Origin of the sequence: Bacillus sp. CGMCC 1.16541 (assembly GCF_003184905.1) — a bacterium.
GTDB lineage: Bacteria > Bacillota > Bacilli > Bacillales > Bacillaceae_H > Priestia.
In genome coordinates this window covers 37,790-63,805 of record NZ_QFRU01000019.1, presented here as the reverse complement: position 1 = coordinate 63,805, position 26,016 = coordinate 37,790, and the positions used below count along the sequence as shown (strand labels likewise).

Annotated in this window: 27 protein-coding genes; 21 read left to right on the top strand and 6 right to left on the bottom strand. The window is 36.5% G+C overall.

The annotated features are described in order from the left end of the window. The first annotated feature begins 20 nt into the window (after positions 1–20). Positions 21–1,712, top strand: a complete 1,692-nt coding sequence (gene ezrA / locus DIS06_RS15395) for a septation ring formation regulator EzrA (RefSeq protein ID WP_110114125.1) — start codon at positions 21–23, stop codon at positions 1,710–1,712. Positions 1,713–1,850: 138 nt separating this feature from the next. On the opposite strand, the gene brnQ is transcribed toward ezrA, so the two are convergent. After that, on the bottom strand, positions 1,851–3,206 hold the full coding sequence (gene brnQ, locus DIS06_RS15390; protein ID WP_110114124.1) for a branched-chain amino acid transport system II carrier protein: 1,356 nt from the start codon (positions 3,204–3,206) through the stop codon (positions 1,851–1,853). Positions 3,207–3,397: 191 nt separating this feature from the next. Between brnQ and DIS06_RS15385 the strand changes: the two genes are divergently transcribed. The 4 genes from DIS06_RS15385 to DIS06_RS15370 all read left to right on the top strand — a co-directional run bounded on the left by DIS06_RS15385 (position 3,398) and on the right by DIS06_RS15370 (position 7,849). Then, entirely contained in the window at positions 3,398–4,540 is a 1,143-nt protein-coding gene (locus DIS06_RS15385; protein ID WP_110114123.1) for a cysteine desulfurase family protein, read from the top strand. A gap of 5 nt (positions 4,541–4,545) precedes the next feature. Further along, positions 4,546–5,757 (top strand): tRNA uracil 4-sulfurtransferase ThiI, encoded by a 1,212-nt coding sequence (gene thiI / locus DIS06_RS15380; protein ID WP_110114122.1) that lies wholly within the window; start codon positions 4,546–4,548, stop codon positions 5,755–5,757. Positions 5,758–5,845: 88 nt separating this feature from the next. After that, positions 5,846–6,040, top strand: a complete 195-nt coding sequence (locus DIS06_RS15375; protein ID WP_110114121.1) for an alpha/beta-type small acid-soluble spore protein — start codon at positions 5,846–5,848, stop codon at positions 6,038–6,040. A 213-nt stretch (positions 6,041–6,253) separates the two neighbouring features. After that, the gene (locus DIS06_RS15370) at positions 6,254–7,849 is read left to right on the top strand and encodes an amidohydrolase (RefSeq protein ID WP_110114120.1); all 1,596 of its coding nucleotides are present in this window, start codon (positions 6,254–6,256) and stop codon (positions 7,847–7,849) included. Between the two features lie 58 nt (positions 7,850–7,907). On the opposite strand, the gene DIS06_RS15365 is transcribed toward DIS06_RS15370, so the two are convergent. Then, positions 7,908–8,708 carry an NAD kinase gene (locus tag DIS06_RS15365; protein ID WP_110114119.1) on the bottom strand — a complete coding sequence of 267 codons (801 nt, stop codon included), beginning with the start codon at positions 8,706–8,708 and terminating at the stop codon, positions 7,908–7,910. Between the two features lie 129 nt (positions 8,709–8,837). Between DIS06_RS15365 and sppA the strand changes: the two genes are divergently transcribed. The 8 genes from sppA (at position 8,838) to DIS06_RS15325 (ending at position 16,020) form a co-directional block, all read left to right on the top strand. Continuing rightward, complete coding sequence (gene sppA, locus DIS06_RS15360) at positions 8,838–9,851, top strand: signal peptide peptidase SppA (protein WP_110114118.1); 1,014 nt, start codon at positions 8,838–8,840, stop codon at positions 9,849–9,851. A 12-nt stretch (positions 9,852–9,863) separates the two neighbouring features. Further along, entirely contained in the window at positions 9,864–10,379 is a 516-nt protein-coding gene (locus DIS06_RS15355; RefSeq protein ID WP_110114117.1) for an RDD family protein, read from the top strand. Positions 10,380–10,565: 186 nt separating this feature from the next. Further along, complete coding sequence (locus tag DIS06_RS15350) at positions 10,566–11,273, top strand: DUF2953 domain-containing protein (RefSeq protein ID WP_110114116.1); 708 nt, start codon at positions 10,566–10,568, stop codon at positions 11,271–11,273. A gap of 13 nt (positions 11,274–11,286) precedes the next feature. Further along, on the top strand, positions 11,287–11,778 hold the full coding sequence (gene ytfJ / locus DIS06_RS15345; RefSeq protein WP_110114115.1) for a GerW family sporulation protein: 492 nt from the start codon (positions 11,287–11,289) through the stop codon (positions 11,776–11,778). A 200-nt stretch (positions 11,779–11,978) separates the two neighbouring features. After that, on the top strand, positions 11,979–12,479 hold the full coding sequence (gene tpx / locus DIS06_RS15340; protein ID WP_110114114.1) for a thiol peroxidase: 501 nt from the start codon (positions 11,979–11,981) through the stop codon (positions 12,477–12,479). Positions 12,480–12,650: 171 nt separating this feature from the next. Then, positions 12,651–13,637, top strand: coding sequence for a class I SAM-dependent methyltransferase (locus DIS06_RS15335; RefSeq protein ID WP_110114113.1), 987 nt, complete (start codon positions 12,651–12,653; stop codon positions 13,635–13,637). Positions 13,638–13,845: 208 nt separating this feature from the next. Further along, a complete protein-coding gene (locus DIS06_RS15330; protein WP_110114112.1) occupies positions 13,846–15,036 on the top strand; it encodes an acetate kinase in 1,191 nt (396 codons plus the stop codon). A 138-nt stretch (positions 15,037–15,174) separates the two neighbouring features. After that, positions 15,175–16,020, top strand: a complete 846-nt coding sequence (locus tag DIS06_RS15325) for an EcsC family protein (RefSeq protein ID WP_110114111.1) — start codon at positions 15,175–15,177, stop codon at positions 16,018–16,020. Between the two features lie 54 nt (positions 16,021–16,074). Here the strand turns inward: DIS06_RS15325 and DIS06_RS15320 are convergent, their stop codons facing one another. Beyond that, positions 16,075–16,389: a hypothetical protein gene (locus DIS06_RS15320; RefSeq protein ID WP_110114110.1), complete on the bottom strand. Its 315-nt coding sequence runs from the start codon at positions 16,387–16,389 to the stop codon at positions 16,075–16,077. Between the two features lie 203 nt (positions 16,390–16,592). Between DIS06_RS15320 and DIS06_RS15315 the strand changes: the two genes are divergently transcribed. From DIS06_RS15315 to DIS06_RS15290, 7 genes are all read left to right on the top strand, one after another. Continuing rightward, positions 16,593–17,801 carry an argininosuccinate synthase gene (locus tag DIS06_RS15315; RefSeq protein WP_110114109.1) on the top strand — a complete coding sequence of 403 codons (1,209 nt, stop codon included), beginning with the start codon at positions 16,593–16,595 and terminating at the stop codon, positions 17,799–17,801. Beyond that, positions 17,798–19,183, top strand: a complete 1,386-nt coding sequence (argH, locus tag DIS06_RS15310; protein WP_110114108.1) for an argininosuccinate lyase — start codon at positions 17,798–17,800, stop codon at positions 19,181–19,183. Before DIS06_RS15315 ends, argH begins: the two co-directional genes overlap by 4 nt. A gap of 124 nt (positions 19,184–19,307) precedes the next feature. Further along, complete coding sequence (locus DIS06_RS20420) at positions 19,308–19,478, top strand: hypothetical protein (protein ID WP_204166807.1); 171 nt, start codon at positions 19,308–19,310, stop codon at positions 19,476–19,478. 169 nt (positions 19,479–19,647) lie between these two features. Then, positions 19,648–20,769 (top strand): alanine dehydrogenase, encoded by a 1,122-nt coding sequence (ald, locus tag DIS06_RS15305; RefSeq protein WP_110114107.1) that lies wholly within the window; start codon positions 19,648–19,650, stop codon positions 20,767–20,769. A 187-nt stretch (positions 20,770–20,956) separates the two neighbouring features. Further along, positions 20,957–21,640, top strand: a complete 684-nt coding sequence (locus tag DIS06_RS15300; protein ID WP_110114106.1) for a metal-dependent hydrolase — start codon at positions 20,957–20,959, stop codon at positions 21,638–21,640. 155 nt (positions 21,641–21,795) lie between these two features. Continuing rightward, positions 21,796–22,032: a hypothetical protein gene (locus tag DIS06_RS15295; RefSeq protein WP_239422086.1), complete on the top strand. Its 237-nt coding sequence runs from the start codon at positions 21,796–21,798 to the stop codon at positions 22,030–22,032. A 127-nt stretch (positions 22,033–22,159) separates the two neighbouring features. Continuing rightward, positions 22,160–23,476, top strand: a complete 1,317-nt coding sequence (locus tag DIS06_RS15290) for a CBS domain-containing protein (RefSeq protein ID WP_110114105.1) — start codon at positions 22,160–22,162, stop codon at positions 23,474–23,476. Positions 23,477–23,602: 126 nt separating this feature from the next. Here DIS06_RS15290 and DIS06_RS15285 read toward each other — a convergent pair whose 3' ends face one another. Further along, positions 23,603–23,902: a YtpI family protein gene (locus DIS06_RS15285; RefSeq protein ID WP_110114104.1), complete on the bottom strand. Its 300-nt coding sequence runs from the start codon at positions 23,900–23,902 to the stop codon at positions 23,603–23,605. A gap of 201 nt (positions 23,903–24,103) precedes the next feature. Between DIS06_RS15285 and DIS06_RS15280 the strand changes: the two genes are divergently transcribed. Next, the gene (locus tag DIS06_RS15280) at positions 24,104–25,036 is read left to right on the top strand and encodes a DHH family phosphoesterase (RefSeq protein WP_110114103.1); all 933 of its coding nucleotides are present in this window, start codon (positions 24,104–24,106) and stop codon (positions 25,034–25,036) included. 63 nt (positions 25,037–25,099) lie between these two features. Here the strand turns inward: DIS06_RS15280 and ytrI are convergent, their stop codons facing one another. Both ytrI and ytrH read right to left on the bottom strand, forming a co-directional pair. Then, entirely contained in the window at positions 25,100–25,624 is a 525-nt protein-coding gene (ytrI, locus tag DIS06_RS15275; RefSeq protein ID WP_110114102.1) for a sporulation membrane protein YtrI, read from the bottom strand. After that, positions 25,621–25,956 (bottom strand): sporulation membrane protein YtrH, encoded by a 336-nt coding sequence (ytrH, locus tag DIS06_RS15270; protein WP_110114101.1) that lies wholly within the window; start codon positions 25,954–25,956, stop codon positions 25,621–25,623. The genes ytrI and ytrH overlap by 4 nt, the downstream gene beginning before the upstream one ends. Positions 25,957–26,016 lie beyond the last annotated feature (60 nt).

Sequence of the window (26,016 nt, the reverse complement as noted above, 5' to 3'; positions counted from 1 at the left end):
GTCGTGTAAGGGGGCTTAATATGGAACTCATTATCGCATTGATCATACTAATTATTGGGTTAATTGTGTATGGCATGTTTTCTCGTAAACAAATCTATAAAGAAGTAGATCGGCTAGAAGCATTTAGGATGGAATTAGGGAATAGGCCGGTAGCTGATGAAATTTCAAAAGTAAAAAAGTTAAATATGACAGGGCAAACAGAAGAAATGTTTGAGCGTTGGCGTGAACAATGGGATGAAATTGTGGCCGTTCAGCTTCCAAAGGTTGATGAATATTTGTTTGAAACGGAAGAGGCAACAGATAAGTATCGATTTAAGAAAGCAAAGCAACTTGCCAAACAAATTGATACAACATTAATCGCTATTAAAGAAGAGATTGAAGGTATTTTGACTGAGCTACAAGGATTAATTGGTAGTGAACAAGATAACCGACATGATATTGAAGAGTTACAACAGTCCTACCGACAAGTAAAAAAGAAATTGCTATCTCATCGTTATTCATACGGAAAGGCTGAAAAGAGTCTAGAACAAGCCATTGAAGAATTAAAAGATCGCTTTGAAGTATTTGAAGAAGAAACAGAAAGTGGTAATTATCTCAAAGCCCGCGAAGTAGTATTAAGCATTCGAAGCGACTTACATACAATTGATACGTACTTAGATGAGATTCCAAAAGTGTTTATTGAATGTCAAACAAGCTTACCAATTCAATTAACAGAATTACTTGAAGGGTATCATGAGATGGTTAGAGAAGGATATGTACTCGATCATTTACAGGTAGAGGAAACAGTAGAAATTCTGAGAAGTTCACTATCTGAAATCATTGAAGCAATCGAAAACCTTCAAGTCGTAGAAGCAACATTAAAGCTAGATGAGGTAAGCGCAAAACTTGAAAGTGTGTATGATTCATTAGAGCAAGAAGTAATGGCTTATCATACCATTAATCGAGAAGCACACGTTATCATGAACACGTTGCGAGCGTTACAAGAAAAAAACAAGCAATTAAGAGAAGAAACAACATTTGTTCAACAAAGTTATCAAGTGAGTGAAGCAGACTTAGATATTTATTATAAAATGGATCGAGAATTAAAACGTCTAACGAACTTTTATTACAACATCTCAGATAAAATTGCAGAACATAATATTGCGTATAGTGTAATTCAAGAAGAGCTCGAAGAAGTAGCGAAGCAACTTGAGAAGCTAAAAGAGACTCAACATGCTTACGTGGAAATGTTACAAGCACTGCGCAAAGATGAAATTGTCGCAAAAGAAAAAATCAACGAACTCAAGCTTCAATTACAAGAAGCAAAGAAAATTATTCAAAAAGGTAACTTACCAGGTCTACCACAAGAGTATAAGGCTCAAGTTGAAAAAGCTAAAAAGCGTTTAGAAGAGGTAGCGATTAAGCTGCAAGAAAAACCATTAAGTATACGAAGTGTGAATGAATTACTAGAAGCAGCGATTGAAGACGTACAAACAACATTTGAAGCGACAGAAGAAATGGTTGAAAAGGCTCTTCTAGTTGAAAAAGTGATTCAATATGGAAATCGTTATCGTAGTAGTTACGGATCTGTAGAACAGTCATTACAACAAGCAGAAGAGGCATTTCGTAAATATGAATATAATCAAGCTCTACATGAAGCAGCTTCTGCTATTGAGCAAGTAGAACCAGGCGCCATGGATCGTATTCAACATTTGGTTATCAATCAAAAATAAAAAAGATGACTCATAAAAGTTTAGCATCCTTTCAATAAAGGTTACTTACACTTTTAACAGAGTCATCTTTTTTGTATGTGATAAAAAGAAGTGTGAATTCGTTAGCTTTTTTCTTTTTACACATTTAAAAGTCATGGATTAAGACACTTTTTTTGATTGATTGTTCGGATGATTAGAGTGACGGATTGTTCCAATTATATATCCAATAATTGCAGCAACGACCGTAGGGATTACCCATCCAATCCCTTGACTATATAATGGTAAATACGCTTTAAATAGTGTATCAATGGTACCGATAGGGATTGCGGCTTCTTTTAATGCATCCATTAAGCTGACAACACCTCCTGCAATGACAGCACCTACATACACTTCTTGATAAAGAGTAGCACCTCGATCCATAAACGATAGAACAATGAGAATGATTGCAATTGGATAAATAAACACTAAAATTGGAACTGAAATTTGAATGAGTTGAGTTAATCCTACATTGGCAATCACAGTACTAAATAACGTTAAAACAACGACAAATGTTTTATAAGAAACGGATGGAAAAATCTTGGCGAAAAACTTCCCACATGCTGTTGTTAACCCGATAGAAGTAGTGAGACAAGCAAATGTAATGGCTAATCCTAGAATGACAGTGCCTAAAGGGCCAAATAGGTAAGTAGCCACGGATGTTAAGACAGCCCCTCCGTTATCTTTCAATCCAATTGCCTCGATACTAGAAGCACCAATATATGCGAGTGCAACGTAGACAAGAACTAAGCCGATAGCTGCAATAATTCCAGCTTTTATACAAATAGAGGCAATTACTTTCTCGCTTTCTATCCCTTTTTCTCTAATAGCTGTAATAATGACAATACCAAACACCAATGCTGCAATTGTATCCATCGTTAAATATCCATCAATAAATCCTTTTGTAAACGGAGAATCCAGATATTTTTGCTCGGGTGATTGAAAGTCACCCATTGGTGTAAGTAGGCTTTTAATAACTAGAAGAGATAAGACAGCTAAAAGCAATGGAGTCAAAATTTTTCCAATACGGTCAACAATCTTAGTCGGATTTAGTGCTAACCAAAGAGTTACTCCAAAAAATACAATTGTATATAACAGTAACGGAATGCCGGTTGGGTTGATGTCACTTGATAAAAAGGGCGTTAATCCAATTTCAAAAGCGACTGTACCCGTACGTGGAATCCCGAAAAATGGTCCAATTGCTAGATAAAGAATAATTGTAAACAATATTCCGAAAAAAGGATGTACACGTTTAGCAATTCCCGTGAAGTCTCCGTTTGTTTTTGAAATTGCAATGACACCCATTAGTGGTAAACCCACACCTGTAATTAAAAAGCCAACTGTTGCACTCCACATGTTTGTACCAGCTTCTTGACCTAATGCTGGTGGGAAAATCATATTGCCTGCTCCAAAAAAGAGGGCGAAAAGCATTAACCCAATGGCAAATACCTCTCTCTTTGTAAGCGTTTTCTTATTCATATTTCCTCCTAAAAACGAATCAAATTTAGTTTCTGATACATAGTAACATACTTTCTAAAAAATTTGTCGATATTTTAAAAAATCCCAATATTCTGTCTAGTTATGGGGGAAGCTAACAATTCATTCAAAAAGTATATTGAATATGGTATGATAATACGATGCTTACAATTAATCAACAGGGGGCGCATACTTTGATATATTTAGATAATAGCGCTACAACTAAGCCCTATAAAGAAGTAGTTGATTCATTTGTAAAAGTTTCATCTACTTATTATGGTAACCCATCTTCGCTTCATAAATTTGGCGTTCAAGCAGAAAATTTATTAACACATGCAAGAGAGCAAGTGGCAAGCATATTGGATGCTAAATTTAATGAAATTATTTTTACTTCTGGAGGAACAGAAGGGAATAACTTAGCCATTAAAGGGGTGGCTTTGCAACATCAAGGGCGAGGAAAACATATTATCACAACCACGATTGAACATGACTCTGTTCATGAGCCATTTAAGCAATTAGAACAACTTGGCTTTTCCGTCACATATATTCCTGTAAATGAGGATGGGATGGTTAAACCTTCTGATGTGGAAAAGGCGTTGACCGACGAGACGATTTTAGTGTCGGTCATCCATGTAAATAACGAGGTTGGAATGATCCAACCTGTGAAAGAAATTGGTCAATTGTTAAAAGCTTATCCGAAAGTCATTTATCATGTAGATCACGTTCAAGGGTTTGGAAAAGTTCCTTTAAATATAAAGCAAGCGCATATTGACCTTTGCACCATTTCAGGACATAAGATTCATGGTCTAAAAGGGACAGGCGTATTATATGTGCGAGATGGTATCACATTGTTTCCTTTACTAAGTGGAGGTTCACAAGAGTTACAAAAGCGTTCTGGTACAGAAAATGTAGCAGGCATTGTTGCGTTTGCTAAGGCATTACGTTTGACTACTCAACACCAAGCAGAACATATTGATAAAATGAATGGTATCAAAGAAAAATTAATAAAGAGTGTCAGTCATCATGAACACATTATCATCAACACTCAACTGACTCACTCAGCACCACATATTATTAATATGACGATTCGCGGAATAAAAGCAGAAGTGCTTGTACACAGCTTAGAGGAAAAAGGTATATTCGTTTCTACAACGTCTGCTTGCTCATCGAAAACAAAAAAACCAAGTAAGACATTAGTAGCAATGGGAAGAAGCATGAGTGATGCTGATCAAGCAATTCGAATTAGCTTGTCCCATTTAAATAATGAGAACGATGTAAAAGCAATCGTAGAAGCGCTTATAACAACAATAGATGAACTAAAAAAAGTAATGAGGTAAATGTTATGATTTATAATCACATCTTAATTCGCTACGGTGAAATTTCAACTAAAGGACAAAACCGTAAAAAGTTTGTTGAACAGTTAAAAAGAAACATTGCTCATGCTTTGCATTCTTTTTCTGAAGCAAAAATTAAATTTACAAGAGATCGTATGTATGTTCACTTAAATGGTGAAAATCATGAGCCAATTATAGAAGAATTAAAAAAAGTATTCGGTATTCAGAGTTTCAGCTTGGCATTAAAAGCCGACAATGATATTGAACAAATTAAACAACTTGCATTACAAGCAGCACAAGAGTTTGATCAACCAAATACAACATTTAAAGTAACAGCTAGACGAGCAGATAAACAATTTCATCTTGATACACACGAACTGAATTATGAAATTGGTAGCCACATATTACGTAATACAGAAAATCTAACAGTAGATGTGCGTAACCCAGACGTAAACGTACGTGTAGAAGTTCGAAAAGAAGCAACGTACATCACTTGTTACGATTACCCTGGAGCAGGAGGTCTACCAGTTGGTGCCAGTGGTAAAGCAATGCTTATGCTTTCAGGTGGAATCGACAGTCCTGTAGCCGGCTTTTTAGCGATGAAACGAGGCTTAGAAATTGAAGCAGTTCATTTTTATAGTCCGCCTTTTACAAGCGAACGATCTAAGCAAAAGGTAATTGATTTAGCACAAAAATTAACAGCATATGGTTCAAAAGTAAAACTACATGTCGTTCCGTTTACAGCTGTTCAACAAGCAATTCAAAAGCAAATACCTGAAAATTATACAATGACATCAACAAGAAGAATGATGTTAAAGATTACGGATCGAATTCGTGAAAAGCAGGAGTCTTTAGCTATTGTTACAGGAGAGAGTTTAGGTCAAGTAGCGAGTCAAACTATCGAGAGTATGTTTGCCATCAATGAAGTAACAAACACACCTATTCTTCGTCCGCTTATTACAATGGACAAGACAGATATTATTAAAATTGCTCGTGAAATCGATACGCATGAAATTTCGAATCGTCCTTATGAAGATTGCTGTACTATTTTTACGCCAAGCTCGCCTAAAACAAAACCAAAGCGTGAAAAAGTAAATCGTTACGAGCAATTTTTTGATTTTGAACCTTTAATTGAAGAGGCTGTTGAAAACACAGAAATCATTGAATTAACCCCTCAATCAATGCCTATTCAACAAATGGTAGAGGAAGATCTATTCTAAAATAACTATATTCAAAAAATTACCAAATAAATTTTGTATGAAGCCATGTGTTTTTACACAATCTATACTCACAAGGAGGTGAAAACACATGGCAAACACAAACAAATTAGTAGCTCCTGGTTCTCAAGCTGCTATCGACCAAATGAAATATGAAATCGCTTCTGAATTTGGTGTAAACCTAGGTCCTGAAGCAACAGCTCGCGCTAACGGTTCAGTTGGTGGTGAGATCACTAAACGTTTAGTTCAAATGGCTGAACAACAACTTGGTGGTAGCTATAAATAAGCAATTCACAAATAAATAAGCATGGCTACAAAGAGTGGGGATTAATCCTCACTCTTTTTGAATTGAAAGAAGCTTTTTCTTGGGATTATTAATTTGAGCAAGTGTAGACCATTCTTTTGTGAATTTATCGAATTTTCTATTATAATAGATGAATGACAAAAGATATGTCACACATTATTTAAGAGGTGGACATAATAGAGGGAGCTGGTTGAAGTGGGAACACTTTGGTATGGTGGAACAATCTATACAATGGTAGAAGAAGGGGAAAAAGTGGAAGCGGTCTTAGTGGAAGACGGTGTTATTCAAGCCGCTGGGAAAGAAGAAGTTCTGAGGGACGAGTGGAAGCATAAAATAACAGAAGAAATTCAATTACATAATCAAGTGATGTATCCAGGATTTGTTGATAGTCATTTGCATTTAATTGGACATGGAGAAAAATTACTGCGCCTGGATTTAACAAATGCTAAATCAGGTGAAGAAGTGTTAGCTTTATTAAAGCAAAAAGCAAGCGAAGTAGAGAAAGGTGAATGGATCATTGGTGAAGGGTGGGATGAAAATCAGTGGGATCACCCTTATATTTTACATAGACAGCAGCTAGATGAAGTTGCACCTAATCATCCCTTAATTATTAAACGGGTTTGTCGTCATGCGCTAATTGCTAATAGCAAAGCATTGGAAATCAGTGGCCTTTCAAAAGAAATCAAAGATCCGATTGGTGGAGTGATTCACCGAGATGAAGATGGGACACCTAATGGCTTTTTGCTTGATCAAGCACAAGAACTTGTCACAGCGTATATTCCCTTAGCAACAGAAGCCTATTTACAAAAGGCATTAACTGTTGCGATAGATGACTGTTTACAATATGGACTAACAGGTGGTCATAGTGAAGATTTAAATTATTACGGAGGATTTTTACGTACTTATGAGACGTTCAAACGTGTGATTGATGGGACACAAAAGAAGTTTAGAGCTCACCTCCTTGTTCATCATGAAGTAGTAGATGACATGATGAAGCTTGATGAGAAAACGAAGAATGAAAGTCCTTTTATTGAATTAGGGGCTGTGAAAATCTTTTCGGATGGATCATTAGGGAGTCAATCAGCGTTATTAAGTTTTCCATATCACAATGACCCATCAACGAATGGTGTGGCGATTCACTCTTTAGATGATTTAAAAGGAATTGTTAAAAAAGCAAGGGAATATGGACAAACTGTTGCGGTTCACGCTATTGGAGATTTAGCGTACGAATATGTAGTAGATAGCATTGAAGAACATCCGCCAAAGGATGGTCAGAGAGACCGAATTATTCATGCGCAAATTTTACGTAAAGAGTTAATTGAGAGAACAAAAGCACTGCCGGTTGTATTAGACATTCAACCACGTTTTGTTGTTAGTGATTTCCCATGGGTAGTGGAACGAATTGGAGAAGAGAACTTGCCGTACTGTTATGCGTGGAAAACATTAATTGAAGAGGGGATTTTGTGTGCAGGAGGCTCTGACGCACCGATTGAACCTGTTAATCCACTGCTTGGTATTGAGGCAGCCGTCACACGTCGCGCGCTCTCGGATGGAAACATGTATAGCCCACAGGAGACATTAAGTGTGTTTGAAGCTGTTCAATTGTTTACACTAGGAAGTGCTCAAGCCATTTATCAAGAAGATAAAAAAGGGTACATTCGAGAAGGGTATGTTGCAGACTTCACTGTTCTTGAAGAAGATTTATTTGAAATCAATGAAAAGGAGATTTCTAAAGTAGCCGTCGCTTTAACGGTTGTTGATGGAACGGTGATGTATCGAAAAGAAAATTGAAAGGCAACAAAAAAGTGACTAGAAAGGAAATTTCTACCAATCAAGTCACTTTTACTACTTATAAAAATGTACGTTGAACACGTTGCCAGAACGAGTTATCTTTTAGTTTTAATGTTTTCACTTGGCGGTTGCTTAAGTTAATCCTAATTTGTTCGATTTGCTTCGCGCTAAGGGCTTCGTTGTCAATACCAATTGTTGGCCAATGACTATTATCAGGTTGTAGTTTTAATGTTAATGTGTTTTCACTACTTAAAATAAAAGAAGAACCAAGTGTACGGTAGTTGTTATTGTTGAGTGAAGCGATTTCACTTACTTGCATACAAGGTAACAATGGATCAACTACAGCACCATTTAACGATTTATTATAAGCAGTACTACCGGTAGGTGTTGAAATGACCATTCCATCCCCGCGGAATGTTTCAAAGTAATTTTCATTGATAAAGACGTCCATTGAGAATGCTTTTATAACAGAAGATCGAATTGAACATTCATTTAAGCAATAAAAAGAAGGATCATTATCGAATTGGACTTCGATAACAGGGAATCGTCTTACTTCAAGATTCGCTGTTTTCATTGCTTCGATTATCTTTTCAGTATTATCAATATGGAAGTCACAGTAAAAGCTAAGTTGATCAGAAGTTGCGATACCTGCATATAAACAATCGTCACGGAATCCGGTTTTGCGTACAGCTTGTAAAAAGGCCCCATCTCCACCGATTCCAATGATGATATTAGCTTCTTTCATATCGTCAACAATGTGAAAGTCGTGATCACTTGCTAACGTCTTTAATAGTTGAATACGCTCTATCATTTCTTTGCTTTTACGATAAAATAGGTAAACATTACGACGGTTAGACATATTTATTCCCCCTTGTTCAACTATGGTGTAAACTGGTAAAAAAGTTTGCTACAATAATTATATCATTATTTTGAAAAAATTAAAAGAATTATCTTGCAATTTAGTCATCTTTTTAGGAGGGTATAAACAATGAGTAAAAAGCGGTGGATTGCACTTAGTTTGGCTATAGGACTTTTCATTGTATCGATCGTTGCAAATTTTGCAACAAATGTATTGTTTTCAAATGCGGGAGAGGGATTTGGGCCTCTTCTTGGAAATGACGACAGGATTTATTCGGAAACAATCATAGAAGATGGAGATCCTACGAATAAAATTGTTGTATTAGAAGTAAATGGAGTCATTCAAGATACGCAAGGACAAACCAGTCCATTTTCAGGGCAAGCTGGTTATAATCATCGTGCTTTTTTGCAAACGTTAGATGAGTTAAAAGAAGATACGTCAATCGGAGGGTTAGTTATCCGAGTGAATTCTCCTGGCGGAGGCGTTGTCGAAAGTTCAGAAATTCATAAAGAAATTGAAGACTTTAAAAAGAAAACGAAAAAACCAGTGTACATATCAATGGGAACAATGGCTGCATCAGGAGGGTATTATATTTCCACAGCTGCTGATAAAATTTATGCTATTCCAGATACACTAACAGGTTCTTTAGGTGTAATTATGCAGAGCATTAATTATAGTGAACTAGCAGATCGTTTAGGTGTAGAAGATGTCACGATAAAAAGTGGACCTTATAAAGATATTATGTCTCCTGCGAGGGAAATGACAAAAGAAGAGTCGGAGATTATGGAAAGTCTCGTTAACAATGCATATGATGGATTTGTTGATGTAATTAAAGAAGGACGTTCGTTATCAGAACAAGAAGTAAGACGAATTGCGGATGGACGTATTTATGATGGTCGCCAAGCGAAAGAGTTGAAGCTTGTTGATGAATTAGGCTTTTTTGAAGATACAGTGAATGCGTTAAAACGCGATCGCAAATTAAAAGGAGCGCAAGTGGTTCAATATGACCAAGCATTTAGCTTCCCAGCTTGGCTTTCTATGAGTATGACACAAGCTTTTAGTGGTCGGTCGGAGCTTTCAGGTGTATTAAATCTGTTAGGAAAACCAAATTCACCACGCCTTATGTATTTATATATGGAATAGAGGTGACAAGGTATGGATGTACAAAAAAATGACGAGATGCTAGAAGTGGAAGCAAATAAGCAAGATGAGCCAAGGAATTTTGTAGTCGAAAAGCCAAGGGTAGAATACTCCGTTTATTATGCAGGCTTTTGGATGCGTTTTTGGGCATACCTTCTTGATATTATCGTAATTGGTAGTGTGAACCGATTAGTGATAAAACCAATTTTTCAAGCATTGGATGTATCAAGAGAAGGTGGGATATTGTCACCTTATGCAATTGCAACAGCTATTGTATTTTACCTTTATTTCATTTTAATGACGAAGATTTGTGGCCAGACACTCGGGAAGATGGTGTTTGGTTTAAAAGTGGTCCAATTAAATGGAGAACCATTGAGTTGGTCTGTGATCGTATTCCGAGAATTAATCGGTCGTTATATCTCGAAAACACTTTTATTTATTGGTTATCTCCTTGTGGCCTTTCTTCCTAAAAACCAAGGGTTGCATGACCACTTTGCAGAAACAACGGTTATTCATGAAAATCGAACATAAAAGCTATAAAATAACACCATAACGTGCAAACCATCTCTTGCCTTCAATATCCTGTAACTTTCACAGGAGAAAAGGCAAGAGTTTTTTTTGCCTATTTATTAGGTTTTCAATCCCTAATCAGGCATGGATTGATGTTTATTTCTGACTCAGAAGGACATACTGAAAAGCTAAGAAGGGGTGAACGTGGTGGTTTGGGTTATTAGTATAGTCGGGCTGCTAGTCTTTTTTCTATTACTTATTATTTTTACAAAGATCACGATCCTAATTAATGTAAATCATATAAAAAATAATGACTATGCAAAAGTAACGTTATCTGCTTGGTTTGGATTGATTCGATATACGTATGAGATTCCTGTTGTTGAGATTCAAAAGGACTCTCCAACTGTAGTAGTAGAAGAAGAAAAGGGAGCCGGTGATCAAGGTAGTGAGAAGAATAAAGCATGGAAAGATTATTCGGTTAATGACGCTTTAGACTTTCTACAAGATACAGAGCAATTTTTAAAGCATGTTGTTGGATTTCATAAGATTGTTAGACGATTTTTAAAAACAGTATCAGTAAAAGAGATTAAGTGGCATACACGTTTTGGGCTTGGCGATGCTGCTTATACTGGAATGGCTGTTGGATTGGGCTGGACAATTAAAAATGGAGTCATCGGGATTATTAGCCAATATATGAAGTTAAAAGATCGACCTAATATGTCTATTACTCCTGTTTTTCAACATATGTGGTCAGAAGTTATTATTGAATGCATAATTTCCTTTCGCATCGGACATGCTATTCTAGCAGGATTTCGGACATTTAAATATTGGCGAAGTGCGTATGAAGGAAAAAAAGAGTTTTTTACTCAGATAAAGCCAAGAACGAAACAAAAAGAACGCTCTTTAAAGACGTAAGGAGGCTATTAGTATGGCAGAACATCCAATTAAAGGCTTAATGTCAACAGCGATGGAAAATCTAAAAGAAATGATTGATGTCAATACAATCATTGGAGACCCTGTTGAAACACCCGATGGTAGTGTAATCTTAACGGTTTCGAAAGTAGGTTTTGGGTTTGCTGCAGGTGGAAGCGAGTTTCACGTAGATGGACAAAAATCTTCTCACAGTCCGGACGAGCAGCATCAAAGTGGTCCTAAATTACCGTTTGGTGGAGGTAGTGGTGGAGGTGTATCCATTACACCAATTGCCTTTTTAATTGTCAATTCAACAGGCATTAAAATGCTTCATTTAAATGAAAGTACGCATTTATACGAAAAGATATTAGAGACGGCTCCACAAGCAGTTGAACGCCTTCAACAACTTTTTAAGAAAAACGACGATACCAACAAGTCACACTCTAGTCAATCACATCAGTCAACGCATTCAACCGGCGAAGATCATACAGGTAAAATTAATTTGTAAATGGATGCTAAGTATTGACCTCAACTCAAAACATTTGAGTTGAGGTCAATTTTTTGTAAGGTAACTGTGCAAAAGATGCAATCGTCTTTTTTACAGCTACCTTTTTTATTTTTAAAGGTTCGCTACTGAATTAATTGCATTCTAGTAGTGAAAAAGCTATATTTACACTGTACATATCTTTAATAAGGGAGGAATTAACAATGGCAACAGTTACATTTAAAGGTAATGAAGTAACATTAGCGGGCAATCCAGTAAAGGTAGGAGATACTGCGCCTAACTTTACAGTTCTTGCAAATGATTTATCAGAAGTCACACTTAACGACACAAAAGGTTCTGTACGCTTAATTAGTGTTGTACCTTCAATTGATACAGGTGTTTGTGATGCGCAAACTCGCCGATTTAACGAAGAAGCAGCTCAACTTGATAACGTGAAAGTGTTAACAGTAAGTGTAGATTTACCATTTGCGCAAAAACGCTGGTGTGGAGCAAATGGCATTGAAAATGTCCAAACCTTATCAGATCACCGTGACTTATCATTTGGTGAAGCATACGCAGTAGCAATTAAAGAGTTACGTTTATTAGCTCGTTCTATCTTCGTGGTAGATGCAAATGATAAAGTAACTTACGTAGAATATGTAAATGAAGTAACGGATCATCCGAATTATGAAGCAGCTATTGAGGCAGCTAAAGCAGCACAGTAACAAATTAGAATTAAAAAGGGTCTTCTCAAATGAGAGGACTCTTTTTTTTGTTTAAATCAAGATGTATGATAAAATGGGATGTTCTTATGGTCACACAATGACACAATGTTTAACCATTGATGGTTACATAAAACAATGACATAGATGAAAAAGATAAAAGGAGGAAAAAAGATGAGTCAGTTAACCGAGATGGAACAATTATTTTCCGTTATTGATCAAACCGCCATTATTCTACGTAAAGAGTTAAATTGTTTATACCTTGAGGCAGTAGCAGAAACAGGTGAAAATTTATTTCATGGAGACGTCTTGCAAGATGAATTAGATGAAGTAACGAAAAAACGATTGAAAAAAGAGTACGATTCCGTGAACTTAGAAAAAATAGATGGCGAAACCGTTCGTAAAGCGTATCAGCTTGCCATTTTAAAAGGAATGAAAGAAGCGGTTCAACCTAATCATCAAATGACCCCAGACACAGTTGGGATCTTTATTAGTTACCTCGTTGGAAAGTTCATGGAAGGCAAATCTCAATACAAAGTATTAGATCCAGCTGTCGGAGCGGGGAATTTGTTAACGACAGTGCTAAATAATCATCACCAATTAATTGAAGAAGCTTATGGAATTGACGTAGACGATTTACTTGTGAAGTTGACATATGTAAATGCCAATTTGCAAAAGCATGGCATTCAATTATTTAACCAAGATAGCTTACAACCTTTATTTATTGATCCAGTTGACCTTGTAGTATGTGACTTACCAGTTGGCTATTATCCAAATGATGAAGGAGCAAAAGCGTTTGAAGTTAGGGCGACGGAAGGTCATTCTTATGCTCACCATTTGTTTATTGAACAAAGCATTAAGCATATGAAAGACGGAGGATATGGAATTTTTCTTGTCCCAAATCAATTATTTGAAACGGAACAAGCAAAGACGCTTCATGCATTCTTAAAAGAAGCAGCGGTTATACAAGGATTCATTCAACTGCCACTTTCGATGTTTAAACAAGAAAGTCTAGCTAAGAGCATCTTTATTGTTCAGAAAAAAGGAGAAGGAGTTGTCCCTCCAAGACAAGCACTTCTTGTTCATTTACCGAAGTTCTCAAATCGAGAAGCAATGAATGATATTATGACTCAAATGAATGAATGGTTCCGTAATCGTTAAAAAGTTATTTTTAGAAAATAACGAATTTTTGGCGGTACCGCTTTCAAGTTGGTATAGCTCTTGAAATATGTTGTAGTGAATGATTAAATGGATAAGGATAGAAAACGTGTCGAAATGCATAGAATATTGTAGAGAGCCTACTTTTTAAGTTCGTTCTGTTCGTCATGTTGATGATGTGCGTACAACAAAAAAGGAGCTGTTTTAACTTATGTCAAAAATTATGGCTATTAATGCCGGTAGCTCTTCACTTAAATTTCAATTGTTTGAAATGCCAAGTGAAAAAGTATTAACAAAAGGTTTAGTAGAGCGAATTGGTTTAGATAATGCTGTGTTTACTATTTCAGTAAACGATGAAAAGCAAACAGACATTACGGACATTCCAGATCATGCTGTGGCTGTTAAAATTTTAGTAGAAAAGTTATTATCTACTGGGATTATTAAATCATATGATGAAATTACAGGTGTTGGTCACCGTGTTGTTCATGGTGGTGAGAGCTTTGCTGACTCTGTTTTAATTACAGACGAAACATTAGCTGAGATTGAATCATTATCAGATTTAGCACCACTTCATAACCCAGCGAACGTTGTTGGAATTAAAGCTTTTCGAGACATTTTACCGAACGTTCCAGCGGTAGCGGTATTTGATACAGCGTTCCATCAATCAATGCCAGAACAATCTTACCTTTATAGCTTACCTTATGAGTACTATGAAAATTATGGCATTCGTAAGTATGGTTTCCACGGGACATCTCATAAATATGTATCTGAACGTGCAGCAGAATTATTAGGTCGTCCAATTGAACAATTACGTTTAATTTCTTGTCACTTAGGAAATGGTGCAAGTATTGCAGCGATTGAAGGCGGAAAATCAATTGATACATCAATGGGCTTTACGCCATTAGCTGGTGTGGCAATGGGAACACGTTCTGGAAACATTGACCCTGCCTTAATTCCATACATTATGGAGAAAACAGGGAAAACGGCAGATGAAGTATTAAATGTTTTAAATAAAGAAAGTGGTTTACTAGGTATTTCAGGTATTTCTAGTGACCTGCGTGATTTAATTAAGGCGAGTGACGAAGGCAGTGAACGTGCTGAAACAGCTCTTGAAGTATTTGCTGGTCGTATCCACAAATACATTGGTTCTTACGCAGCACGTATGTCTGGTGTAGACGCTATTATCTTTACAGCGGGTATCGGTGAAAATAGTGATATCGTACGTGCTCGTGTTCTTCGTGGGTTAGAGTTTATGGGTGTATATTGGGATCCAGCTTTAAACAATGTACGTGGAGAGGAAGCATTTGTAAGCTATCCACATTCTCCAGTCAAAGTTATCATTATTCCTACGAATGAAGAAGTAATGATTGCGCGTGACGTTGTCAGACTAGCTGAAAATTAAACAATAATAAAATGGCGCTGACTCTTATCGGAGTGGCGCTATTTTTTATGGATATTTATCGACGTTCTGATTGCTCATTTTCTGTGAAGGCGAACATTTGTTATAATGAAGAAAATACCATTAAAAAGGGTGATGAGTATGGAGTTAACAAGTCGAGAGCAGCAATTGTTTAATGAGATTGAGCAATGGGAACAATCATTGCAGCAATATGAAGCTACAGAATTGCAAGTAACGTATGAGCAGTGGTTAGACCGTTCAATTTCCTTCATTCCAGAGGACATACTTGATACCTATTTACGTAAGGTAGACGATTGGGTGTTTCACTTAAATGGAATTATTCAAGGAACCCAAGTTCACACAAATTCAAAAAAGCAAATTTTAGAAACAGCTCGTGTATTTGATGAAGATATTAAACACTTACATGAAATAAAAGAACTCCATATTGATCAACTCTCTTACATATGCGAACAACAGTTAGCTAAGCAACGACTTTACTCGCTTACACAAGGAGCACTTTCCGGAACAGGCAATGTTTTATTTCTAGGAGCAGATATACCAGCGTTGCTTGTTCTTAACCTACACGCGGTTCAAGTAACAGCGATGAGCTATGGCTATGAAGTAAATACGCCATTTGAAATGCTGCTTGCTTTAAAAGTATTTCATGCTGCAACGTTGCCAAAGCGTTGGCAGCATCAAGGGTGGGAGTATGTAAAAGAAGAAGTTCAGCAGGAATATGACTTGTTTTTTTATGAAGGGAACGAACGTGTAGTCGATAAAACATGGCTTGAAAAGGTATGCACGCAACTATTAAAAGCAACGCTCATTTTAGCCACGAAGAGAAAAGCATATGACCGACTGCCCATCATTAGTATGGCAATTGGTGGAGGTTTAAACTATCGTTTTACACGAGAAGTAACAGATTTCTCAAAGCGGTTTTATCAGTATCGCTCTCTAATGGATAAAAGTAATATGAATAACAGATAAAAAGAAGGCTACCTCAAGGGAATCATTTATGTTCTCGTTAGAGGTAGCTTTTTTTTACATGTGAACTTTTTGAGATAACTCTTGATTTGAGCGGTACCAAATCCACAAATCATTAATAATGGATGCTAATTCTGAGATGTCTAGGTTTAACTGACATGATGCTTCAAAATTAGTTTCTTCACCCAGTCGCTCTTGTTTTTTGTTTATGATGCTTTCTAATTCTGAGATACGATCAGGAATTGTGCCTCTAATTTTTTCCCATTGTAAGAGAATCTCTTGTTGTTCATGTGGATGGTAGCATTCCCATTCTTTTTGAAGAACAGGTAATGAAATGCCTAACCGTACGTCTTTTTTAAAGATTACGCTCATCTAAAACATCACCTCGTCTTATCTTCTATTGTACATAATATGTGTCGGAAACTCATCATGTCTTATAAATGATTTATCATGCAAAGTTAAATTTTTATACTTTTTGATGAATAAGTATTGAAAAAAAGTGATTTAATTGTTACATTATTATTAACATAAATGAATAAAAATTAATTGTTGTTTATATAGAGGAGGACATACAAATGATTCAGAAGAAAGTGGTTTTAGCGTATTCAGGGGGATTAGATACATCGGTTGCAATTAAGTGGTTACAAGAAAAAGGGTATAATGTAATTGCTTGCTGTCTAGATGTAGGTGAAGGGAAAGATCTTCATTTTATTAAAGAAAAAGCTCTAACGGTAGGAGCAACTAAGTCGTATGTTATTGATGCGAAAGAAGAATTTTCGAATATTTATGCATTGACGGCTTTACAGGCGCATGCGCTATATGAAGAGAAGTATCCGTTAGTATCTGCGCTTTCTCGTCCGTTAATTGCACAAAAATTAGTAGAAGTAGCTGAACAAGAGCAAGCAGTAGCTGTTGCTCATGGATGTACGGGCAAAGGAAATGATCAAGTTCGTTTTGAAGTATCGATTAAAGCATTAAATCCTGATTTAGAAGTAATTGCACCAGTTCGTGATTGGAAGTGGTCTCGTGAAGAAGAGATTGAATATGCAAAACAACACAATATTCCAATCCCAGTTAATTTAGATAGCCCATTTTCGATTGACCAAAACTTATGGGGAAGAAGTAATGAGTGCGGTGTATTAGAAGACCCATGGGCAGCTCCACCTGAAGAAGCATATGATTTGACGGTACCATTAGACAAAACACCAGACATGCCTGACTTAGTAGAGATTCAATTTGAAAAAGGTGTGCCGGTAGCATTAAACGGTCAAGCTTATTCTTTATCAGAACTAATCCTAGCGTTAAACGACATCGCAGGAAAGCACGGAGTTGGACGTATTGACCATGTTGAAAATCGTCTTGTTGGAATTAAATCTCGTGAAGTATATGAATGTCCAGGAGCTATGACATTACTAAAAGCACATAAAGAATTAGAAGATTTAACTCTAGTAAAAGAAATTGCTCATTTTAAACCCGTTATTTCAAAAAAATTAACAGAAGTCATTTATGAAGGGTTATGGTTCTCACCATTAACAAAAGCATTGTTAGCATTTTTAGAAGAAACACAACAATATGTAAACGGTGTGGTAAGAGTGAAATTATTTAAAGGTCATGCCATTGTAGAAGGACGTAAATCTCCTAACTCTCTATACGACGAAAAACTAGCGACGTATACAAAAGAAGATGAGTTTGATCATCAAGCAGCTGTTGGATTTATTTCACTATGGGGATTACCGACAAAAGTAAGTAGCATGGTAAACAATAAGAAGGTGACGAACGTATGAATAAATTGTGGGGAGGGCGTTTTACAAAGCGCCCTGAACAATGGATCGATGAGTTCGGAGCATCCATTGAATTCGATCAGCAATTAGTAGAAGAAGATATAGAAGGTAGTCTTGCGCATGTAAAAATGCTGCAAAAGTGTCAAATTCTATCTGAAGAAGATGTATTGAAAATTAGTAACGGTTTACATGTGTTGCTTGAAAAAGCAAAAAAGAAAGAATTATCGTTTTCTGCTCAATATGAAGATATTCATTTAAACATTGAAAAGTTGTTAATTGATGAAATTGGACCAGTTGGAGGAAAACTTCATACAGGAAGAAGCCGTAACGATCAAGTCGCAACAGACATGCATTTATATTTGAAGAAGCATGTAAATGTGATTATCTCTCTTTTACACGAATTAACACATGTATTAGTAACAAAGGCAGAACAGCATGTTGAAACGATTTTTCCAGGATATACACACTTGCAGCGTGCGCAACCTGTTTCTTTCGCCCATCATTTACTTGCCTATGTATCCATGTTTAAACGTGATGCACAAAGGTATGAAGAGTCATTAAAGCGAATTGACTTGTCTCCATTAGGCGCAGGAGCGTTAGCGGGTACAACCTTTCCTATCGATCGCGAGTATAGTGCTAGCTTATTAGGGTTTAGTGGAATCTATGATAATAGCATGGATGCAGTAAGTGATCGCGATTTTATTATTGAGTTTTTAAGTAATAGTTCCATGTTAATGATGCACCTTTCCCGTTTTTGTGAAGAGTTAATTCTTTGGTCAAGCCAAGAATTTCAATTTATTGAAATGGACGATACGTATGCCACAGGAAGTAGCATCATGCCACAAAAAAAGAACCCTGATATGGCGGAGTTAATTCGTGGTAAAACAGGGCGTGTATATGGTCACTTGTTTAGCCTATTAACGGTGTTAAAAGGAACACCTTTAACATACAACAAAGACTTACAAGAAGACAAAGAAGGTATGTTTGATACCGTAACAACGATTGAGGGATGTTTAACGATTTTTGCTGGTATGATTGAAACCTTGAAAGTTAAAACAGATGTCATGGAGAAAGCAACGCAACAAGATTTCTCAAATGCAACGGAACTAGCGGACTATTTAGCGACTAAAGGTATGCCGTTTCGAGAAGCCCATGAAGTGGTAGGAAAGCTAGTGTTAACTTGTATTCAAAAAGGCATCTATTTAATGGACTTGTCATTTGATCAATACAAAGAAGCTTCTCATTTGTTTGAAGAAGATATTTATGAAGTTCTTCACCCTAAAACGGTGGTGAACCGAAGAAATAGCGCAGGTGGCACAGGGTTTGAACAAGTGAAACACGTGATCAAAAAAGAAAAAGAACGTTTAAGTGAAATTGGTAGATAAAAAGGCTTTGTCATTCTGATAAAAAGGAATGACAAAGCCTTTTCGTGTTGTTGTGAGTATAACATGTAAAAAAAGAAGGAAAAGTAATATTTGTAAAATCATAACGAAAAAGGAGTGAAATGAAATGAAAGACAAAAAGCACCCACAACACACGTATGAGTACAATCAAGAAGGTGAACAAGAAACGTTTCAACAGTTAATGGACTCTTATGCAAGTGGAGTAGTAGGCGAAGGATACATGGCACAACCGATTGAAGATGTAGAAGCAAAGAGTGATAGTGAACTATACGAGTAACACTGAGCATATAATGTGAAATATGAAACCTGTGTCTCCTTAGTGAAGGGAACAAAGTAGACACAGGCGTTGCTTTTTATTTGTGTTATACACCTAGAAAGTGTGGGATTAATGAGGTTTAATAGCAGACTTTCTAGGTGTAGCCATTACTATACAGGGAGGAATTAGTGTGAGAATTGGTGTGCCAAAAGAGATTAAGAATAACGAAAATCGCGTTGCGATGACACCAGCAAGTGCGATGTATTTAATTAATAACGGACATGACGTGTATATTGAAAAAAGTGCAGGTGTTGGCTCTGGATTTGACGATGATCACTATATTCAAGTAGGGGCGACCATTGTCGAAAGCGCACAAGAAGCATGGTCAATGGACATGGTCATGAAGGTGAAAGAGCCGCTAGCAGAAGAATATCAATATTTTCGTGAAGGGCTCATTTTGTTTACATATTTACACTTAGCAGCTGAGCCAGCTTTAACAAAAGCTTTAATTGACCAAAAAGTAATCGGAATTGCATATGAAACGGTTCAATTACCAAATGGCTCTCTCCCGTTATTAACACCGATGAGTGAAGTGGCAGGACGTATGGCTTCACAAGTAGGCGCACAATTTCTAGAGAGCACAAAAGGTGGAAAAGGAATTTTATTAGGTGGAGTTCCAGGAGTTCAACGTGGAGAGGTCACCATTATTGGTGGTGGAGTAGCGGGAACGAATGCGGCGAAAGTAGCAGTTGGACTAGGAGCTCACGTTACGATGATTGATTTAAATGTAGATCGATTAAGGCAGTTGGATGATATTTTTGGAAAAGAAATTACTACTCTTATGTCTAACCCTTATAACATTGCAGAAGCGGTTAAACAGTCTGACTTAGTCATAGGTGCAGTCTTAATTCCAGGAGCAAAGGCTCCAAAATTAGTAACTGAAGAAATGATTCAAACTATGTCTCCAGGGTCTGTTATTGTAGATATTGCGATTGATCAAGGTGGTATTTTTGAAACGACTGATCGTATTACGACCCATGATCACCCAACTTATGAAAAGCATGGCGTTGTACATTATGCTGTTGCCAATATGCCGGGAGCCGTTCCACGTACTTCTACGTTTGCTCTAACGAATGTGACGATGCCTTATGCCTTACAAATTGCAAATAAAGGTTATAAGGATGCTTGCTTACAAAATGAAGCATTATTAAAAGGAATTAATACATTAAACGGATTTGTTACGTATGACGCGGTAGCAGATGCACACCAACTAATGTATGCTGATGTGGGAACGTTACTCGGCCAAGTATAATGGTCCATTCAATGCTGATTCCTCTAATGGATCAGCACTTTTTTTGAAGAAAGCTCACTTCATGAACAAAATAACGATTCTATGTTAAGGTAGAACAAAATAAGGGTAAAAGTAAAAAGCACAAGGAGTTTTTTACTTTTCCTTGAACTACATATAATGAAAATCACATTAGCAAGGAGAGATGATGATGCGTATTTCATATCATGGACATTCTGTTGTGAAAATTGAAACTGATAACAAAACCATTTTAATTGACCCTTTTATTAACGGAAATGCTCTTACCGACTTGAGTGTAAGCGATTTAAAAGCAGATGTTATATTGCTTACTCATGGACACAACGATCACGTAGGGGATACGGTGGAAATTGCAAAGAACAATGATGCACTTGTTGTTGCACCGTTTGAATTAGCCACTTTTTTAAGTTGGAAAGGCGTAAACACTCATCCAATGCATATTGGTGGTTCTCACAATTTTGACTTTGGTACTGTCAAACTAACTCAAGCATTTCATGGTTCAAGTTACACAGATGAAGAGACGAAGCAAATTATTTATACGGGTATGCCTGCTGGTTTGTTAGTCACAATCAATGGCAAGACGATTTACCATGCGGGAGATACAGCTCTTTATTCAGATATGAAGTTATTAGGACAATATCATGACATTGACGTTGCATTTTTACCGATTGGTGATAATTTTACAATGGGCCCTGATGATGCCCTTTTAGCGGCTGAATGGATAGGTACAAAAATGGTTGTTCCAATTCACTACAATACGTTTCCAGTCATTGAACAAGATCCACATGCGTTTGTAGAGAAATTAACAAAAGCAACAGGTAAAGTACTACAAGCAGGAGAATACGTGGAGCTTTAAACATGCTATCTGTCTGAATGTAGAGTTTGTTTATAGACCCCTTTGTCGAGTTGTTCAGTCACTTAGTGATGAACTTCGTGGACAAGGGGTTTTTCTTCTTTTTTTCGGGACAAGTGCATACAATAAACTAATTGTGATGTAAGGAGAGGAAAAACGTGAAGAATAAAACATTACTTTATTTGTTGTTATGTGGGCTTATGCTTTATTATGCAGTACCAAAGCTGTCGTTAAATACGGAAACGCTGCAAGGCTTCTTTTCATTATCTTGGTTATTATTAGCGATACTCGTCATAGGAGGTAACTTATCTTCTTTTCTTTATCGATCTAAAAAAGAACGTCAATCTGTCATTCAAAAGAAACGCGTACAAAGAAGAATTTATCAACGAAGCTAACATACGTTGAATCCAACAACATGCACCCTTATAATAAAAAGTAAAGAAAACTCTTTACGGTGAATATGTTGATAAAATTTAATAGAAAAGCGTAAAGCGTGAAAATGCTTTAAAAGGGTGAACAAATTTGGCGACGAAACATGAGCAAATTTTACAATACATTGACTCGCTACCAATTGGCGAGAAGATATCAGTAAGGCAAATAGCAAAAGAGTTAAGTGTTAGTGAAGGAACTGCTTACCGTGCAATTAAAGATGCAGAGAATAAAGGGTATGTGTCAACGATTGAACGTGTAGGGACGATTCGAATTGAGCGAAAGAAAAAAGAGAACATTGAAAAATTAACCTATGCAGAAGTGGTCAATATTGTAGACGGCCAAGTGTTAGGTGGAAGAGAAGGTCTGCATAAAACGTTAAATAAATTCGTTATTGGTGCGATGAAACTTGAAGCGATGATGCGTTATACAGGGGCTGGAAACCTTCTTATTGTTGGTAACCGTACCAATGCTCATGAGTTAGCACTCGAAGCAGGAGCTGCCGTGCTGATTACAGGTGGATTTGATACAGAAGACCGTGTCAAACGATTAGCAGATGATTTAAAGCTTCCTATTATTTCAACCACTTATGATACGTTTACAGTTGCTACGATGATTAATAGAGCGATTTATGATCAGCTTATAAAAAAAGAAATTGTACTCGTTGAAGACATCTTAACACCTGTTACGGAAACAGTTGTTTTACGTTTAGCTGACACGATTGAAAGATGGCATGAATGTAATGAAAGAACAAAGCATAGTCGTTTTCCGATTGTTGATCAACAGTTGAAAGTACATGGCATGGTCACGTCAAAAGATGTCATGGGATTTGAACGTACAACGTCAATTGAAAAAGCGATGACAAGAAATCCAATGACAGTTCACGGAAAAACTTCTGTGGCATCAGCAGCACACATGATGGTATGGGAAGGAATCGAAGTCTTACCAGTCGTTGATGAGTATCATCGTCTAGAAGGAATTATCAGTAGGCAAGATGTATTAAAAGCACTACAAATGATCCAACGACAGCCACAAGTAGGAGAGACAATCGACGATATTGTAACGAATCAGTTTATTGACGTAGAGGAAACAAAAGGGGAACAATTTTATCGTTGTGAAGTCACACCACAGATGACTAACTTTATGGGAACCATTTCATATGGTGTGTTTACAACGATTGTAACAGAAGCAGCGAACCGTGTACTACGTGCTTATAAAAAAGGTGATTTAGTTATTGAGAATGTCACGATTTATTTTATTAAGCCTGTTCAAATCGAAAGTATGATTGAAATTCGCCCGAAAGTATTAGAGCTTGGACGAAAATTTGCAAAAGTAGATGTAGAAGTATATAACGAAGGAATTGTGGTGGGAAAAGCATTAATGATGGCTCAAATTCTTGATCGCACATAATAGTCGGTGAGACAAAAGTGTTTCTTTTTAACTTCATTAATTAAAAAATGGAACGTCTTGTAAATCCACATATGTCTAGGATTTAAGTAGACGTTCCATTTTTCATAACCATATCATGCATTGGTTCTATTTTTGTTCTTGAGCTTCTTTCATCACAAAAGGTAAGTAATGTTTATAGGCGCGAATGCCAGCCCATATGCTTCCAGCTCCAATTAGAACAAACAGAAGGCCAACGATAATGGATAGCGTTGTTTGATAAATAAACCATTGATTGATACCGAAAAAGAAAACAAATACACCCAAAGCGATGCTAGATTTTGCAGAAATCCATTGCTTTTCCACGGGGCGTTTTGAACGAACATATTTTAATTTTAGGTATACATAGAAACCAAGTGAAGATAAGATTAAAATAACAAGAATAGGCATCGTTGTTCCTCCATTAAAACGCTTTAATTCCTTCCCTTTTATTGTACCGATTGAGGAGACGAAATTCTAGTGTTGTAGATGAGTTGTTTCAAAACATTCAAATTTTATAATATTCTTCTTCTAACAGATGGCTGTTTGTAGAATGGATGGTAGACAAAAGCTATCCTGTATTGAAAAACTAGTTGAAAGGAAGAGAAATAAATGAAAGATCAATTATTAAAAGAGGTTAAGCAATTCGACACGATTATTATTCACCGTCATGTGAGGCCAGATCCTGATGCTTACGGTTCTCAGTGTGGGTTAGCTGAAATACTAAAAGCCTCTTTCCCACATAAGCAAGTTTATACAGTAGGTAAAGGGGAGCCATCTCTGCAATTTTTATATGAAATGGATGAGGTTAACGATAGTATATATCACGAAGCACTCGTCATCATTTGTGACACAGCGAATGAAGAAAGAATATGTGACCAACGTTATAAAAAAGGGAAGCGAATCATTAAAATTGATCATCACCCAAACGAAGATGCATACGGAGATTTCCTCTGGGTTGATACAAATGCCAGCTCGACAAGTGAAATGATCTTTGAATGGTATTTACATGGAAAAGAAAAAGGGCTTGTTTTAACAGATAAAGGTGCACAGTTAATGTATGCTGGTATGGTAGGGGATACAGGACGATTTCTATTTCCAAGTACACAGCCTAAAACGTTGCAATACGCAAGTGAACTCATGCAATATAATTTTGAATTTAAAGATTTATATGATCAACTTTATAACACGAAAGTCAATGTTGCTCATTTACAAGGGTATGTTTTACAACATTTTGTCATGAACAAATCGGGTGTTGCATCAATGGTGATTTCAAAAGAAACACTTCAAAAATATGATGTTACACCATCAGACGCGTCTCAACTAGTAGGGATATTAGGGAATATCGAAGGAATTAAGGCATGGGCATTTTTTGTAGAAGAAGATGATCTTATTCGTGTGCGCTTACGTTCAAAAGGTCCTGTTATTAATACAATCGCCCAAAAGTATAAGGGTGGGGGTCATCCAATGGCAGCTGGTGCATCTATTTACTCGTGGAGTGAAGTAGAGAGTGTATTAGCTGATTTAGAGCATGTATGCTCTTAGATAAAATTTTAAAAGGCTTTGCCAATTGAGACACTTTTTTTGTGTCCTGTGGCAGAGCCTTTTTTAAATGATTTTTTTAATTGATTTAATTTTTAGTTCTACAGATAGTGTTGTATAAAATAAGATTTCATGCACTTCAACAGAATATAACGTTTTTTCGATTTTATATTCTTTATTTTCGATCGCTTTCTTTAATAAATCATGAGAGTTATAAACGTCTTCAATATTTTTTGAAATTAAGTACTCAATTTCTTCTTTTGCGCTTTCTTGAATTAAATAAGCAGAATAGCTATCTAATTTGTACTTGTCTTTTTGTTCGTTCGCCACTTTTACTTTAATATCTTGAATCAATAAATTTCGCTTGTTTTCTTTGTTTAATTCTTCTTTTTCACTCATCCAAATGTCTTTGCTGCGCTTTAAGTCCTCAAATTCTTCTTTGCGGTCGTTAAAGTGTTTAATTCTTGCATCTTGTGAGATACCATATAAAGCTAAAAACACTGCCCAACTTAAAATCGCTCCAATGGCTAAACCAGCAAAGAAACGTTGCCAGTCTGATCGTCTGTAGAGGCGACTATCTGGAACTCTCATGTTCCAAGGTGCTCCTGAGTAAGCCATCTAATAATAATGGACCCGGTCTGAGCACCGCCCATGGCTACTAAAATAAGAAGAATTTGCTTAAATACATCTTTTGTTGCTCCTTCAAACAATCCTCTTTCAAAGCTGTAAAACGTATCAAATGTCCCACCGATGGCACCGACGATGGCCCATATTTTTAAACTATTACTTAAAATATACATTGTATATAGAGGGGGCTTTCCCACTAGAAATCCACCGAAAGCTCCAATTAACGACCCACCTAAAATAATTCCTAATGACGTGAAATAACTCCAAATAAACAATGTCATAAATGGCTCTTTCATAAAACGAACCTCCTCTCTCTTCATATATATGGACAAACTACGTAAGTTATGTAATTTGTG